The organism is Curvivirga aplysinae (assembly GCF_009711445.1).
GTDB lineage: Bacteria > Pseudomonadota > Alphaproteobacteria > UBA8366 > Aestuariispiraceae > Curvivirga > Curvivirga aplysinae.
On the sequence record NZ_SMMC01000179.1, the window covers coordinates 1 to 15204 of the forward strand.

Consider the following 15204-nt stretch of genomic DNA (forward strand, 5'->3'; position numbering starts at 1 on the left):
TTAATCTCTATATTTATGTATTGATTGGCAGCGCAATTCTAAGCTGGTTAATTGCTTTCAATGTGGTGAATACGCGCAATCAATTTGTAAACCAGATTGGGCAATTCCTTTATAAAATTACCGAACCCGCATTACGTCCTATTCGCAAGGTAATCCCATATATTGGCGGCATTGATATTTCGCCAGTTGTGTTGATTTTACTATTGATGTTTGCACAGCGCCTATTGATTGAATTTGCAGGTCGCATCTAAGGAAAAGATAGACGTTATCCGGCTGAAATGCGTCGCAAAAAAAGAGGGTTTCTATAACTTGAAATCCTAAGATGCAAACAGTGTGAGAATTTCGTGTTTCTATCTGAAACACATTAATCCCCGCGCCTCTCCGTGAGGCGCTTTTATTCTATATTGTCATCAAGGGACTTATAAATATGTCTGACGCAAAGATTATTGACGGTAAAGCCTTTGCCGCAAATATCCGCGAAAAAGTTGCTGCGGGTGTTGAAAAATTGAAATCTGAAAACGGCATCACACCAGGTTTGGCTGTTGTTTTGGTGGGTGAAGATCCTGCCTCTCAAGTTTATGTGCGCAACAAAGGCAAACAAACTGTCGAAGCTGGTATGGAAAGCTTTGAGTTCAAAATGTCTGAAGACACAACTCAAGACGCTTTGTTGGCAAAAGTAGAAGAATTGAACAATGATCCAAAAGTAAACGGTATCTTGGTTCAATTGCCATTGCCAAAACATATTGATGAAGAAGCTGTCTTATCCGCGATCAACCCAGACAAAGACGTTGATGGTTTCCATGTGATCAATGTGGGTCGTTTAAACACTGGCATGGCTGGCGGCCTTGTTCCATGTACTCCATTGGGCTGTATCTTGATGTTGCGTGATCATTTCGGTGGTGACCTATCTGGTAAAAAAGCTGTTGTTGTAGGTCGCTCCAACATTGTTGGTAAACCAATGTTCAACTTGTTGCTTCAAGAAAGCTGCACCGTGACAGTTGCCCATTCCCGTACAGCGGATCTACCTGCAGAAGTTGGCGCAGCCGACATTGTTGTCGCAGCTGTTGGTCGCCCGGAAATGGTTAAAGGCGAATGGATGAAAGAAGGCGCAGTTGTAATCGACGTTGGCATCAACCGCATTGAAAAACCAGAAGGCGGCACACGCCTAGTTGGAGATGTTGACTTCGCATCTGCTGTTGAAAAAGCATCTGCGATCACCCCTGTACCAGGTGGTGTTGGCCCGATGACCATCGCATGCCTATTGGTAAATACATTAACGGCTGCTTGCCAACAAAACGGTCTAGAAGCACCAAAAATGTAATAGCGATTTCGTTATAAATTAGAAAAGGCGGTTCAGTTCTGAGCCGCCTTTTTATTTTTACTCATGCGGATTTTAAAACCTTTGCTTTTGGAAGTCCTGTCCATGTCACAAGGATAATCCCGATTACGACGGGAATAAGCCCCAACAAGTCTGTTCCCACAATGGGTTCGCCCAAAATCGCCCAAGCCATAATCAAGGTAAAGCCAGGATTGAGGAAATGAAAACTACTAGCTGCACCTGCCCCGATCAACTTGATCAGGCGGAACCACATCAACAATCCACCAATGGAAATAAACACAGCCGAATAAGCCATCGACCCTATCAGATATTCATCTAATCTAAAGGCACCCCAATCTTCCATCACATATGAAATTGGCAGTAAAATAACGGCAGAGGAAATCATCTGAAACAGGTTTAGATTTAAAGTATCTTGCCCTGTCCCCCATTTGCGATAGGTGATTGTTCCCAATCCCAAACAAATCGTTGCAATGATCGTGATCGTGATCCCAAAAGGATCCAAGCCACCATCTAGGTTCACACGGCCATGTAAGACATACCAAACGCCAAATATGCCCAAGATCAGGCCGATAAATTTTCTTAATGTAAAGCTTTCACCCAAGACTGGCTTAGCCAAAACCGCGGTCACCAAAGGCATCGCAGAGGCGATTAACGCAACGACCCCCGCATCTGTCGTTTTAAAAGCAATGAAACAAAGCCCAAGATAAAGCGCATTGTTTAACAGGCCGAGTAAAGAACCAACCCAGACTTCCTGCCAAGTAAATTTTATAGATGTTTTTTCTTTCTTTGCTTGAAAAAGACGGATGACCAATAACATCAAACCCGTGGCAAAGAAAAAGCGCACCATTAAAAAACCAAGAGGTGGTGCGCTGATAATCGAAAATTTACCTGCAATAAAGGCAGAACTCCATAACAGGCAGAAGCCAATGCCCAATACAAAGGCTTCAATACGATTTGTGTTGTCCATATATCCTATTTAGCTATCCGAACTTTCCAAAGTCCTTTCAGATCATTCGGGTCTGCTACCTCTCCCTTACGGATAATTTCCACTCTGCCTTGACGGGCTAGGAAAATTGCCTGTTGTTTGGTCGCATTGAAGTAACGACGCCATAGTTGTGGTCCATCTTTTGGCTTACGCTTGAATTCTGCAACTGCCTTTGCCAGATTTTCAGGTGACATCAATTCACCTTCTTCCAGACGGGAAAGTGTGCTTAAGATCATTTCCGCAACTGGGTCCAAAGGTTTTTCATCTGTGTCTGCCATTTGTCTGGCTCCTTATCCGCAAGAGATTAGTTATTTCTATATATCCTGAATAGGTCCAATTTTGGACCAGAATTTATGATTTACAGGACAAGCTTAAATTGGGTGGCTTCATTTCCGTAAACGGGGTCGATGCGGGTTCCTGCATCAAAAGCCTGTATCTGCCCATGATTTACCAGAATTTGCGCAGCCTGCAAGACCTCTCGCACCATTCTATCACGCGCATGATTATTATAAAGCAGCTCAACAACTTGAATTGCTTCAATCTTTCCGTGATCTTGCAATAACTTTAAAATAGAATTTTGCACATCTTCGGTCCTAGGCACATCCCCACCAAAGCCCATGATACGGCGCATGGTAAAGTCAATCAGTGATTTCAGACTATTTCTCATAGATTTTCCAACCCGAATCCTGTCATGATGCATATTAGCAGTCATTAAAACATAAAAACCATATATAGGCTGATAAGGTAAACTCATCGGGATTGGAGCCCACCCATGGATGTAAGTGATAATCTGGCATTCGCCACAGCCTTGTTTGTACTTAGCCACTTTTTGCTTTCAAGTACAGCTATTCGAACACCTATTATATCAAAAATCGGTGAGAAGGGATTTCGGATTTCCTATTCCATCATCAGCTTTCTGACATTTGCATGGATGTTGGTGTCTTATGGAAATGCCTTTTATCAACCGATCTGGGAACCTCCTATGTTTATGCGGTTTGGTACATTAATCTTGATGTTGCCAGCCTGTATTCTTTTATTTTGCTCCCTTACCACTAAAAGTCCAACCATGGTGGGGGGCGAAGAATACCTAAATGACAGCAATCCAAATGGGAATGTTCCCAAAGGAATTATTACCATTACACGTCATCCAATGTTAATGGCGACCAGCCTCTGGGCGATCGGTCATTTACTATCAAATGGGGATCGTTCCACCATGATTATTGCCATTGGCATTCTACTACTTTCTATTGGTGGTATGTTACATATTGATCAACGTCGGGCTGATCACCCTGCTTGGGGCGTCATCGCCTTAACCACATCCATTTTCCCGTTTCAAGCTGCAATGCAAAAGCGCGTTAAAATTGACTGGAAGGGTATTGGTCTATGGCGCTTGTTAGGCGGATTAATTTTATTTGTTGGCTTGATTTACGGACATGAAACAATTGCGGGTATCACATTGATGCCATCGTGAAATTACTTATTTCTAGAATTGTTAACCCTTAGGCGGGAATACATTTAACCTGAACAGCATTAGCAGGAAGTGGCATATATTCACTTTCCACGGGTAGCCTAGATACAACAACACCATCAGCTGAAAGAATACCTGTTTCACATAGGTATTGTTCTGCCAAAGCGCGAACTGTCGGGACAAGTAAATCAGCACTTTTGGCAAGAGGCGCATCTTGCCAATATTGATGACCTTGTCGGATCAAGACCACCAGATGAAAGGGTCGATCATCAGCACCACGTCCGTCTAGGACTCTAAACAGCAAGTCGGCATTTAAAGGAATAACCCGTGCATTCAACTCTTTCTTAAGCTGCACATTACGTAACTGTTCTTCTTTTGAAATCGTCTTCTGGCACGCCACAACAAGCATAGAAACCATTATGATTGAGATAATTTTAGACACGAATTTCCCACCAAAGAATTAAGTTCAACCCTCTATTTAATTCAATTGTATATAATATATCTCATTCTTAATCTAGTGTCTTGGCAGGGGACAGTTCAAACCATCACCCTGCCTAAAAGTTGCTTTGGTTAAGCCGCTTTCGCCTCAACCACATCACCATTTAACGTGATGCTCTCACCTTCTACGGATACCTTCACGGTTTCACCATCCTTCACAGTGGCCTCCAAGATTTTGGTCGCCAACGGATTTTGCAGATAGGTCTGGATGACCCGTTTTAACGGACGCGCCCCATAAACAGGATCATATCCTTTATTGGCGAGCCAGATTTCCGCTTCTGCAGACAAGTCCAAAGTGATTTTGCGATCTTCCAACAAACGACGCAGGCGGCGTAATTGGATTTCCACAATCCCGGTCATATTGTCACGGGTCAATTTGTGGAATTGTAAAATTTCATCCAATCGGTTGAGGAATTCAGGACGGAAGTGACTACGTACAACTTCCATTACAGAAGCACGTGCTTCTTCTGTATCCGCGCCTTCTGCTAGTTGCGCCAGATGTTCCGACCCAAGGTTAGATGTCATAATGATCAACACATTACGGAAATCGACTGTACGTCCCTGACCATCCGTCAAACGACCATCATCTAATACTTGCAACAATACGTTAAACACATCTGGATGGGCTTTTTCCACCTCATCAAACAGAACAACTTGATAAGGACGGCGACGCACGGCTTCGGTTAACACCCCACCTTCATCATACCCCACATAGCCCGGAGGTGCCCCGATCAAACGGGCAACGGCATGTTTTTCCATAAATTCGGACATATCAATCCGCACCATAGCTTGGTCATCATCAAACAGGAATTCCGCCAGTGCTTTGGTAAGCTCAGTTTTACCGACACCTGTTGGGCCCAAGAATAAAAACGATCCAATAGGGCGATCCGGGTCTTGAAGGCCTGCACGGGCACGACGCACAGCATTGGATACAGCTTCAATCGCTTCACCCTGACCAATTACACGACGTGATAGATTACTTTCCATTGCCAGAAGCTTTTCACGTTCGCCTTCCAACATCTTATCCACGGGCACACCCGTCCAACGGGACACCACAGCAGCAATATCCTGATCACGTACTTCTTCGTCAATCATGGCCTGATCATTGGCGGCTTCTGCTTCTAGCAGGCGTTTTTCCAAATCTGGAATAACGCCATAGGCCAGTTCACCTGCACGATCAAAACGACCGTCACGTTGCACCCGTTCCAGTTCCGCGCGTGCCTGATCCAACTGCTCCTTGATACTTGTTGCATCATTAAGCTTGGCTTTTTCTGCCTGCCATTTAGACGTCAGATCAAAGGATTTTTCTTCCATATCCGCAAGTTCAACGCCCAAATTCACCAAACGATCTTTTGAAGCCACATCCTTTTCTTTTTTCAAAGCTTCCTGTTCGATCTTCAACTGGATGATACGGCGATCTAACTCATCAATTTCTTCCGGTTTACTATCAACTTCCATACGAAGACGGCTAGCGGCTTCGTCCACCAAATCAATCGCTTTGTCAGGTAAGAAACGATCCGTAATATAACGATTGGATAAGGTTGCCGCAGAAACAATGGCGCTATCCGTGATACGCACACCATGATGCAATTCATATTTTTCTTTCAACCCACGTAAGATTGAAATGGTATCTTCGACAGTTGGTTCCGCCACAAATACAGTTTGAAAACGTCGTGCTAGGGCCGCATCTTTTTCAATATGTTTGCGATATTCATCCAATGTGGTTGCACCCACGCAATGCAACTCCCCACGGGCCAAGGCAGGCTTCAGCATATTGGCCGCATCCATGCTGCCTTCTGACGCACCCGCCCCCATCAATGTATGTAATTCATCAATGAAACAGATGATTTGCCCTTCCGCCGCAGAGATTTCTTCCAACACTGCTTTCAGACGTTCTTCAAACTCACCGCGGAATTTGGACCCAGCTACCATCGCCCCAAGGTCAAGAGACATCAATTTTTTATTGATCAGATTTTCCGGTACATCGCCATTCACGATACGAAGGGCCAAGCCTTCAATAATAGCTGTTTTACCAACACCCGGTTCCCCAATCAGAACAGGGTTATTTTTGGTACGGCGCGATAAAACTTGAATGGTACGGCGAATTTCCTCATCCCGCCCAATCACCGGATCAAGTTTGCCTTCACCTGCAGCTTCAGTTAAATCACGCGCGTATTTCTTAAGCGCATCATATTTATCTTCCGCAGAGGCACTATCTGCCGTGCGCCCTTTGCGGATTTCATTAATCGCTTGATTAAGACTTTGTGGAGACACTCTTGCTTTTTTCAAAGCTTCTGCTGCATCTGTGCCTTCCGCCATGGCTAGGGCCAACAATAATCGTTCTGCGGTTACAAAACTATCACCTGCTTTTTCAGCGATCTGTGTTGCCTGATCAAATAATTTAGCAAGACTTGGATCAAGATGTAATTGCCCAGCGCCACTCCCTTGTACTTTTGGTAATTTGGACAAAGAAAGTTCAACAGCCTCAAGCGCTTGCTTTGCATTGCCGCCTGCAGATTCAATTAAACCAGCCGCAAGACCTTCCTGATCTTCCAATAAAGCTTTTAATAAATGTTCCGGGGTAAAACGTTGATGATCACTGCGTAACGCCAAAGTCTGTGCAGACTGAATAAAACCACGAGAGCGATCTGTGAAATTTTCAAAATTCATATTCAACCTCATATCTGACATCTCCCGCCCATACGGCAAGATATCTTTTTAGAGTTGTCCTTAAGGCCTAACCCAATTCTTGGCATTAAACCCGTTTCCTAATGTGGACCCATTCTTGGCATCCACAATAAATATATGGGTTCATTTACCATTACTTCAAGGATTTTTTCCTGAAAAACCCAAGCACCCTTATTCATAGAAATTGCTTTTATGTCAGGAATTTATCATTACCCAAAAGACTTAACCGACCCTATCATAGCATAAAAGAAAACGTATAGGGAAAGATCATGACAAATACCGTTATTGTAACAATAGCCGGCAAGTTGGAATTATCCTTCCGGGCCTGATAAAAACACCCATTCTTGATCAAGGTATGGAAGCAGACTTATCTGTCTTTTCTGATGGAGCCAAATATGCGAATTCGCCGCAAATTGATCCGGAACGATTAGGACGATTTCTCAGCTGGTTATTAATAGAAACAGATCGTAACAGTTATGAATCAAAACAATGGGACATACGTCATGAAGATCACCATAAACAATGGCTTGGGGAAGATGAACTTTTTATTACATCATGAGTATTCATTCATGCCTATATTACAATTTTGAGGAAACTTCTTTTCCAATTCACTTTCGATATCTGCTATAAGGCTAGTTATAAGATATATCTTTCATCCCCATAGATTTTACAGATAGTTGAAAGACGACCAGCGATGACACAGTTAAACAGTCTCGATTTTGATCCAAATAAATTAACCCTGACTTGGGCAGATGGCAGCAGCAGTCAGTTTCACGCTGTATGGTTGCGCGATAACGTATTAGAAGAAGACGCACGTCACAAAAATGGCCAACGTCTCTTTGATTGGTCCGAATTACCACGCGACTTTTCTATGAAATCAGCCGAAGTTGATGGCGATACAATCAAGATCAATTTCAATGCTGAGGATCGCCAATCTTCCTATCCGATTGAGTGGTTAAAAACATATGCCTATGACAATCAGGCCCCTGAAAAATCATATGAAATTTGGGGTAAAGATCTAGACCTTTCATTGATCTATCACGATTATAAGGAAGTAAAAAAAGGCGGACAGGCCATGTGCGACTGGTTAAAATCTGTTCGCAAATATGGCTTTGGCATTATTCAAAATGTACCACAGGAAGAAGGTACGGTTTTGAATATTCTAAACAGTTTTGGCTTTGTGCGTGAAACCAATTACGGCAAGTTGTTTGAGGTTCGCACCGAAGAAAACCCCAACAATCTGGCCTTCACTCCTTTGGGCCTAAATGTGCATACAGATAATCCCTATCGTGACCCGGTTCCGGGCCTGCAAGCTTTACATTGCCTTGAATCAAACAATGATGGCGGTGAATCCGTATTCGTGGATGGATATAATGTGGCTGAACTGCTTCGTCAGGAAGAACCGATCTATTTTGATTTACTCTCAAGCTACCACGCTAATTTCCGTTTCTGCGATGGTAAGGCTGATTTGAAAAACCGCGCAACTGTTATTGGCGTAGATAATTTCGGTCATTTCACTCATATCCTATACAACAACCGTTCTGCAGCACCACTGAATTTACCTGCAAATGTTATGGAAGATTACTATATCGCCCTCTTAGCATATTCAGATATGTTGCATCGCGAAGAAGTTGAAGTTCTATTCAAACTAAAACAAGGTGAACTTGTATTATTTGACAATGAACGTGTATTGCATGGACGTAAAGGTTTCGCTGGTGGAAAACGCCATCTTCAAGGCAGTTATGCAGATAAGGATTCCCTAAACAGCTGGATCAATATCTGGGAAGCAAAACAGTAAAATAACTCACTAAAAAAGAGAGATTAAAAATGCAGGATCATAAAACAGTTACTAAAGAAAATGTGGTTGATTTCCTAATCGACATGTTTAATTCACGTGGACAAGACGAATATCTTGGCGAAGCCATCACACAATCAGAGCATATGTTGCAATGTGCCGTTGTTGCAGATCAGTTTGAGGCAAAAGAATCTGTGATACTTGCAAGCTTACTTCATGACGTTGGTCATTTCATGCATGATTATGATTTTGATTGTGCCGATCACGGAATTGATAGTCGCCATGAGGATGTTGCGGATGATTTCCTGAAGAAATTTTACCCACCAGAAGTAACCGAACCTGTCCGTATGCACGTGGATGCAAAACGCTATCTTTGTGCCGTTGAACCGGATTATTTCGGCAAACTCTCCGAAGCTTCTGTGCATTCCCTAAAACTTCAAGGGGGGCCTATGTCTGCTGAAGAAGTTAAAAAATTTGAAGAAAGCCCACATCTGAAAGACGCCCTAGACCTCCGTCGCTTCGAAGAAGCCGGCAAAGTTGATGGTGTTGCAACACCAAAGATCGAAGAATACCGTGACTTAATGTTGAAATTCCTGATCAATTGATCTTAAAATTCACTATCAGAATAAAACCGGATGAAGCAAAGTCGCTTTATCCGGTTTTTTTTTACATATAAATGATCCTCTATTAATTATCTTTTACTGGATGATACCTGCTAATCTATCTTTCAGATTTTCAATACCTTCGGCAACCTCACGAGCCCCCTGTTGGATCTGCTCAGATAGATTTCCTACTTGCGCAGCACGATCTGTAATGCCGCCAATCTCATCAGTAACCATTTGCGTAGTATTTGCAGTTTCTTGAACATTCGCTGCGATTTTCTCAGCCCCTTCACTACGTTCAATCACCGTTTCAACAATTGAGGATGCTGATTCATTAACTTCACCAATGGTCGAAGCAATCGTCGAAATCCCTTTCACAGCCAATTCTGTTTGACCCTGAATTTGTCTAATTTGCTGGCTAATGTCTGCTGTCGCCTGACCTGTTCTGGTTGCCAGACTTTTGACTTCATTGGCAACGACTGCAAAACCTTTGCCAGCCTCACCAGCACGCGCGGCTTCAATCGTTGCATTTAGGGCAAGCATATTTGTCTGATCGGCAATTTCATCAATCAAGTTAATCACATCCCCAATCTTACGCGCATCTTCCGCAAGCCCTTGGATAGCATTATTTGCTTCATCTGCCTCATTTGATGCCTGTGTAGCAACATCAGAAGAACGTTCCGCCAGCTTTGCTATTTCATTAAACGAGGCGCTTACCGCACGGGTTTCTTCGACGACTGCATTCGCATTATCTGTCGCCTGTGTTGAACTCTGCGCCACTGATTGCGAAGTTTCTTCAGTTGATTTGGCAGATTCAGCCATTTCCAGCGAGATTTTCCCAAGATTATCCATATTATCTTGAATAGAAGAAACCGTGTCCTTTAATTCTGCATCCAGTCGATCTGACATGCTTTGCAATTTATTACGCATCTCAGTTTGTCGTTGCTCATTTTCGATAGCCACACGTTCTTGAATTTCTTTAAGATCAATTGAACTTTGACGTAACAAAACAAGCGCCTCCGCCATAACGCCCATCTCATCATTTCCTGTTTCAGGAATATCCACATCTGTTTCGCCATCACCGATAGACCGCATTGCCTCGGCAAATTTGCGCAACGGCTTAAATGTGATGAATTGCAGCATGATGGCACCGAGCAATATGCCAATAGCAATAAAAGCGCTTAAAGTTCCCAATGCAATAAATTGTTGTTTATCAAGTTGCTGATTTAAATCCGCAATATCACTTTCAATTACAGCTGTCGCCCAAGGCTGATCAAAGGCATTTAACAATGTAACATCTGTTCGGATTACACCAGAAAGATCAACTTCATCAGAAAGGCTGGATTCTTCTTCAATAGCATCTCCACTACCTTCTGACTCCTCAGGCGCTTCCGTTGTCTGGGGCGTCAATCCTTCATCAATTACCAACTCACCATTGAGATTGTTCAGAATAAAACCGCCACCCAATGGATCTGATAGACCTTCTAACGCAACACTTGGATCGGTCACAACTTCCAAAAAGCCAATAACACGAAAGCCACCAACTGGGGCTACTATACTATGCACCGCACGTCCTTCTTCTGTCGTCCAGTGATAGCCAACTGCCTTGCGTTGTTCTTTTTTATCCCTTGCTTTTAATTGATCCAACAAGTCTGCATGGGAGTTAAAAACAGATTCTCCTTGGCCTTTTTTAGATTGGCTGATCAGATTAAAATCTTTATCGAATATGACACTATTTACATAGATCATTTCACCGGTGGCAAAGATCGGCTCTTCAACAATTGACGTCACCGACGCTTCAATCCGTCTTAGATTATTTTCTTTGACCGCCTTCACACGGTCCGGTAATCGGGTCCAATTGGCTGCTTGGTTATTAATTTTTGTCCAATATTGACGTTCTATCCGATCATTAACTAAACCTTGTAGGCTGGTTGCTAGGCTGGCGGATACTGTATCTGAAAAAAGTTTTTTATAGGTACTCGCCGTCCAAATGGCATTTATAAAAATACCTATCGTAAACAGTAATGCGATTGTCAGAAGAATTTTACGTAACGTCCAAAATTTCTTACCTCTTAACACGTTCCCGGTCCTTATTATTAAATTTTAAGTTCCCCACAAGTTAATGATAGCTTACTAACCTTAAAATACAATGAACTTCTGTAATAATATTACACTGCAATTTTTAAACACAGAAACTTGCTCTCCGCCCTAGATAATCTAATTCGCACCCCTATATCGTATAGGGTCAGTCAATATTTGGATTGAGAGTTAAGAAGATGACATTCGGACGGATAGTGAAAACCGTTATAGGATTAGGAGCTGGTTTAGTGCTTTGGGGCTGCACCAACCTGCCAGATGGTGCCAGTTTTATCCCAAACAAAAACCTGCCGTCTTATACCCAAGCGACCTATGCAGAATATGTAGCTGAAACTCGTGATTGGCTAGGTAAGAATCGCGCGTTTATCAGCCATGATACAGCCACTGAATTGGATGTGAATTCCCCCTTTGAGAAACGTCCCGATTATCCAACCAATAAAGGTGTCTTGCTGATCCACGGTCTGGCAGACTCCCCCTATAGTTTTCATGACGTCGCTAACCAGTTGGTGAAAAAAGGATACTTAGTGCGAAGCCTACTCATTCCCGGTCATGGTAGTCGGCCAGCCGATTTAATGCTTCCTGAATATAAAGATTGGAAATTGTTAGTCGAACATCACGCTGCTTTGATGAAACAGGAAGTAAATGAAATATGGATGGGTGGTTTTTCAACAGGTGCCAATTTAGTCACTAATTATGCTTTACAAGATGACGAAATTTCTGGGCTTTTATTATTTTCCCCCGCCTTTAAACCCAAAAGCACAACCATGATCCAATTGGCAAAATGGGTGAAAGATGTCATGCCTTGGGCCGATGCAGAATTGGAAGATAACTTTATCCGTTATAATTCATTGCCGACACATGGTGGCGCTTTATATGCAGAAACCTTCAATGTGGTGACAGATCGACTAGAAGAATATGGCGAATATCACAAACCTGTCTTCATCGCCTTAGCCGAAGATGACAGTGTTGTTGATACAGATAACATTCGACGTATCTTTGACAAGCAATTTACCCATCCAGATAGTCGCATGATATGGCTAGGTGATCCAATAAAAGCAAATCCACGCATTGATCAATTTCCCATGACATTGCCAAAACAACGCATTTCAACGGGCTCTCATATGGCCCCACTATTTAGCCCGGATAATCCCTATTACGGAACCAACGCTTCTATTCGCATTTGTGAGAATGGACAAACACCCGAACAACAAGACGCATGTTTAAGAGGTGCCAAAATCTGGTATTCTCATTATGGATATGTTGAAGATAATAAAATCCATGGGCGCCTCACCTATAATCCGTATTTCAACGAGATGATTGGCTCAATTTACGAAACCCTAGGCATTGAAGATCAGATAGCATCCCAAGACTAAAATTGAAATAGGCGCCCCCATTTATCAGATGGGTTTCTATGGCCCATTAAGCGTATTCCATGCCAGGCGATTGCCTGATTACTGCTCACCACAGGGATAGATAATTCCTTTTCCAAAGTTTCTATCACCTGAATAGATCGCATTGCCGTACAAGACAAAAACAAGGCCTCAGCCGACGGATGCAAACACGCCTTTGCCTCTTTAACAATAGCATCCGGGTCAATACGGGTGATATCTGCATCTTCCAGAACACCAAACCCCGCGATGTTCAAAATTTCCATTCCTTTTGCGGCAAAGGTTTCCCCAACCTTTCTATTAACATCCGGAATATAGGGTGTGAGCAAGGACAGTTTCTTCACATTTAATGCCTGAAATGCTTCTGTCGCCGCCGTAATCGGATTAGTCACTTTTGCATTTGGTTTTACTTTTTGGATTTCTTCACGCAATCGATCTTCCCCGATCGCTGCAGTCCCCGAAGAACAACCATAGGCAATCACATCAATCTCTTTATCAGGCAATAAGTTATAGGTCGCACGTTCCAAATCTTGTGCCATTGCAGCCAAGCTATCCTGTGTCACTTGCCCATCAAAAATAATTCGATTGGTTAGGATCGACACATCAAATTTATCCAACATCTCACGTAAATTATCTTCAATGATATGGTCAGTGGCTAAGGCAATAAGGCCCAATTTTTTGCCGCTAAAATACTCAGACTTTGGATAATCAGGATTGATTTTCGTAATTTCCATTATGTGGCTCCCACTGCACCTTCTAGAAAATATATAGACGGTTTCTTCTTTTCCAGGAAGTAAAATCACCCCCTTCACCCCTTGCAAAACAACAATATTCGCAGTATCACGCCCCTTATGACTGACATCGCATTTAAACGCCCTGACCCGATAACCAACGCCCGTAAACTTTCCATCGCGCCGATGATGGATTGGACGGACCGTTTTGACCGTTATTTCTTGCGTCTATTGTCCCGTAACATGTTGTTATACACGGAAATGGTTACCACAGGTGCGTTACTGCATGGAGATGTGGAACGTCATCTAGAATTCGATACAGCTGAACATCCAGTTGCCTGCCAATTAGGGGGACATAACCCGGATGATCTGGCCCATGCGGCCAAGCTTGTAAAAAAATATGGTTATGATGAAGTAAACCTGAATGTGGGTTGTCCATCAGATCGTGTGCAAAATGGTCGATTTGGTGCATGTTTAATGGCAGAACCGGATACGGTGGCAGATGCTGTTAAATCCATGCAGGATGCGGTTGATCTGCCTGTCACTATCAAACACCGTATAGGCATCGATGATAATGATCATTATGATTATATGCGCAACTTCGTAGAAACTGTTACCAAAGCAGGATGCGAACATTTCATCGTCCATGCCCGCGTGGCAATCTTGCAGGGATTAAGCCCCAAGGAAAACCGTGACATCCCGCCATTAAAATATGATTTTGCCTATCGTTTGAAACAGGAATTTCCAGAGCTTCATATTAGCATCAATGGTGGCATTCAGACCATTGAAGATAGTCTGGAACATCTTAATCATGTGGATGGGGTTATGATTGGACGGGCAGCTTACAACAACCCATATATGTTGGTAGAAGCAGATCACAAAATCTTTGGTGAGCCTGCTGACATACCAAGTCGACATGATGTGTTACGTCAGATGTATCCTTATGTGGAAAAAGAACTGTCCCGTGGTACACCACTCATACAAATCACACGCCATTTGTTAGGTGTCTTTGCAGGCATTCCGGGCGGACGCAAATATCGTCGCCATCTCAGCGAAAATGCCTATAAGAAAGAATCTGGACTTGAGGTATTGGAAACGGCTCTTGGTTTCGTGTCGGAAGAAGCAGCCGCACGTCATCCAGCAGCATAATTTAATCAGAATTCGCATCCAAGAGAACTTTATTCGCTGCTTGGCGGGCTAATTCATCGCAACGTTCGTTTTCAATATGGCCTGCATGGCCTTTGACCCATTTCCATTTAACATCATGGATGGAGACAGCCGCATCAAGACGTTGCCATAAATCTGCATTTTTAACCGGTTTCTTTGCAGCTGTTTTCCAGCCGTTTTTCTTCCAGTTAATAATCCATTTGGTAATGCCGTCTTTCACATAAGTACTATCTGTTGTCAGGACCACTTGCATCGGACGTTTTAGAGTTTCTAGACCTTGAATAGCCGCCATTAATTCCATGCGATTATTCGTTGTATCCAACTCACCGCCGGACAGTTCCTTTTCGGTGCCCTTCCAACGCATGATAGTCCCCCAGCCACCCGGTCCAGGGTTTCCGCTGCACGCGCCATCAGTGAAGATTTCAACAGGATTGGACATTAGCTTT

General features: G+C 43.1%; 16 protein-coding genes. 8 read left to right on the forward strand and 8 right to left on the reverse strand.

Annotation, left to right across the window (positions count from 1 at the left end; translation table 11 throughout):
• Both E1160_RS09165 and folD read left to right on the forward strand, forming a co-directional pair.
• Positions 1-251: YggT family protein (locus E1160_RS09165; protein ID WP_155154851.1), on the forward strand; the 251-nt coding region annotated here is incomplete at its 5' end.
• A 176-nt stretch (positions 252-427) separates the two neighbouring features.
• Positions 428-1321, forward strand: coding sequence for a bifunctional methylenetetrahydrofolate dehydrogenase/methenyltetrahydrofolate cyclohydrolase FolD (gene folD / locus E1160_RS09170; RefSeq protein ID WP_155154852.1), 894 nt, complete (start codon positions 428-430; stop codon positions 1319-1321).
• Positions 1322-1382: 61 nt separating this feature from the next.
• Here folD and E1160_RS09175 read toward each other — a convergent pair whose 3' ends face one another.
• From E1160_RS09175 to E1160_RS09185, 3 genes are all read right to left on the reverse strand, one after another.
• A complete protein-coding gene (locus E1160_RS09175; protein WP_155154853.1) occupies positions 1383-2306 on the reverse strand; it encodes a DMT family transporter in 924 nt (307 codons plus the stop codon).
• A gap of 5 nt (positions 2307-2311) precedes the next feature.
• On the reverse strand, positions 2312-2602 hold the full coding sequence (locus tag E1160_RS09180; RefSeq protein ID WP_155154854.1) for a DUF3253 domain-containing protein: 291 nt from the start codon (positions 2600-2602) through the stop codon (positions 2312-2314).
• Positions 2603-2682: 80 nt separating this feature from the next.
• Positions 2683-2991 carry a hypothetical protein gene (locus tag E1160_RS09185; protein ID WP_155154855.1) on the reverse strand — a complete coding sequence of 103 codons (309 nt, stop codon included), beginning with the start codon at positions 2989-2991 and terminating at the stop codon, positions 2683-2685.
• A gap of 105 nt (positions 2992-3096) precedes the next feature.
• On the opposite strand from E1160_RS09185, the gene E1160_RS09190 reads away from it, so the two are divergent.
• Positions 3097-3795: an NnrU family protein gene (locus tag E1160_RS09190; RefSeq protein ID WP_155154856.1), complete on the forward strand. Its 699-nt coding sequence runs from the start codon at positions 3097-3099 to the stop codon at positions 3793-3795.
• 28 nt (positions 3796-3823) lie between these two features.
• On the opposite strand, the gene E1160_RS09195 is transcribed toward E1160_RS09190, so the two are convergent.
• Both E1160_RS09195 and clpB read right to left on the reverse strand, forming a co-directional pair.
• The gene (locus tag E1160_RS09195; RefSeq protein WP_155154857.1) at positions 3824-4234 is read right to left on the reverse strand and encodes a hypothetical protein; all 411 of its coding nucleotides are present in this window, start codon (positions 4232-4234) and stop codon (positions 3824-3826) included.
• Positions 4235-4362: 128 nt separating this feature from the next.
• Positions 4363-6960: an ATP-dependent chaperone ClpB gene (gene clpB / locus E1160_RS09200; RefSeq protein ID WP_155154881.1), complete on the reverse strand. Its 2598-nt coding sequence runs from the start codon at positions 6958-6960 to the stop codon at positions 4363-4365.
• A 373-nt stretch (positions 6961-7333) separates the two neighbouring features.
• Between clpB and E1160_RS09205 the strand changes: the two genes are divergently transcribed.
• The 3 genes from E1160_RS09205 to E1160_RS09215 all read left to right on the forward strand — a co-directional run bounded on the left by E1160_RS09205 (position 7334) and on the right by E1160_RS09215 (position 9378).
• Positions 7334-7537, forward strand: a complete 204-nt coding sequence (locus E1160_RS09205) for a hypothetical protein (RefSeq protein ID WP_155154858.1) — start codon at positions 7334-7336, stop codon at positions 7535-7537.
• Positions 7538-7672: 135 nt separating this feature from the next.
• Positions 7673-8776: a 2-trimethylaminoethylphosphonate dioxygenase gene (tmpA, locus tag E1160_RS09210; RefSeq protein WP_155154859.1), complete on the forward strand. Its 1104-nt coding sequence runs from the start codon at positions 7673-7675 to the stop codon at positions 8774-8776.
• Positions 8777-8805: 29 nt separating this feature from the next.
• Positions 8806-9378 (forward strand): HD domain-containing protein, encoded by a 573-nt coding sequence (locus E1160_RS09215; RefSeq protein WP_155154860.1) that lies wholly within the window; start codon positions 8806-8808, stop codon positions 9376-9378.
• A gap of 93 nt (positions 9379-9471) precedes the next feature.
• Here E1160_RS09215 and E1160_RS17445 read toward each other — a convergent pair whose 3' ends face one another.
• Positions 9472-11454 carry a methyl-accepting chemotaxis protein gene (locus E1160_RS17445; protein ID WP_155154861.1) on the reverse strand — a complete coding sequence of 661 codons (1983 nt, stop codon included), beginning with the start codon at positions 11452-11454 and terminating at the stop codon, positions 9472-9474.
• A gap of 197 nt (positions 11455-11651) precedes the next feature.
• On the opposite strand from E1160_RS17445, the gene E1160_RS09225 reads away from it, so the two are divergent.
• Positions 11652-12845 carry an alpha/beta hydrolase gene (locus E1160_RS09225; RefSeq protein WP_155154862.1) on the forward strand — a complete coding sequence of 398 codons (1194 nt, stop codon included), beginning with the start codon at positions 11652-11654 and terminating at the stop codon, positions 12843-12845.
• On the opposite strand, the gene E1160_RS09230 is transcribed toward E1160_RS09225, so the two are convergent.
• A complete protein-coding gene (locus E1160_RS09230; RefSeq protein WP_155154863.1) occupies positions 12842-13594 on the reverse strand; it encodes a maleate cis-trans isomerase family protein in 753 nt (250 codons plus the stop codon). The two genes, E1160_RS09225 and E1160_RS09230, sit on opposite strands and share 4 nt — an antisense overlap.
• Positions 13595-13711: 117 nt before the next feature.
• Here E1160_RS09230 and dusA point away from each other — a divergent pair, with 117 nt between their 5' ends.
• Positions 13712-14740 carry a tRNA dihydrouridine(20/20a) synthase DusA gene (gene dusA / locus E1160_RS09235; protein ID WP_155154864.1) on the forward strand — a complete coding sequence of 343 codons (1029 nt, stop codon included), beginning with the start codon at positions 13712-13714 and terminating at the stop codon, positions 14738-14740.
• Position 14741: 1 nt separating this feature from the next.
• Here the strand turns inward: dusA and rnhA are convergent, their stop codons facing one another.
• A complete protein-coding gene (gene rnhA, locus E1160_RS09240; RefSeq protein ID WP_155154865.1) occupies positions 14742-15197 on the reverse strand; it encodes a ribonuclease HI in 456 nt (151 codons plus the stop codon).
• Between the last annotated feature and the right edge of the window lie 7 nt (positions 15198-15204).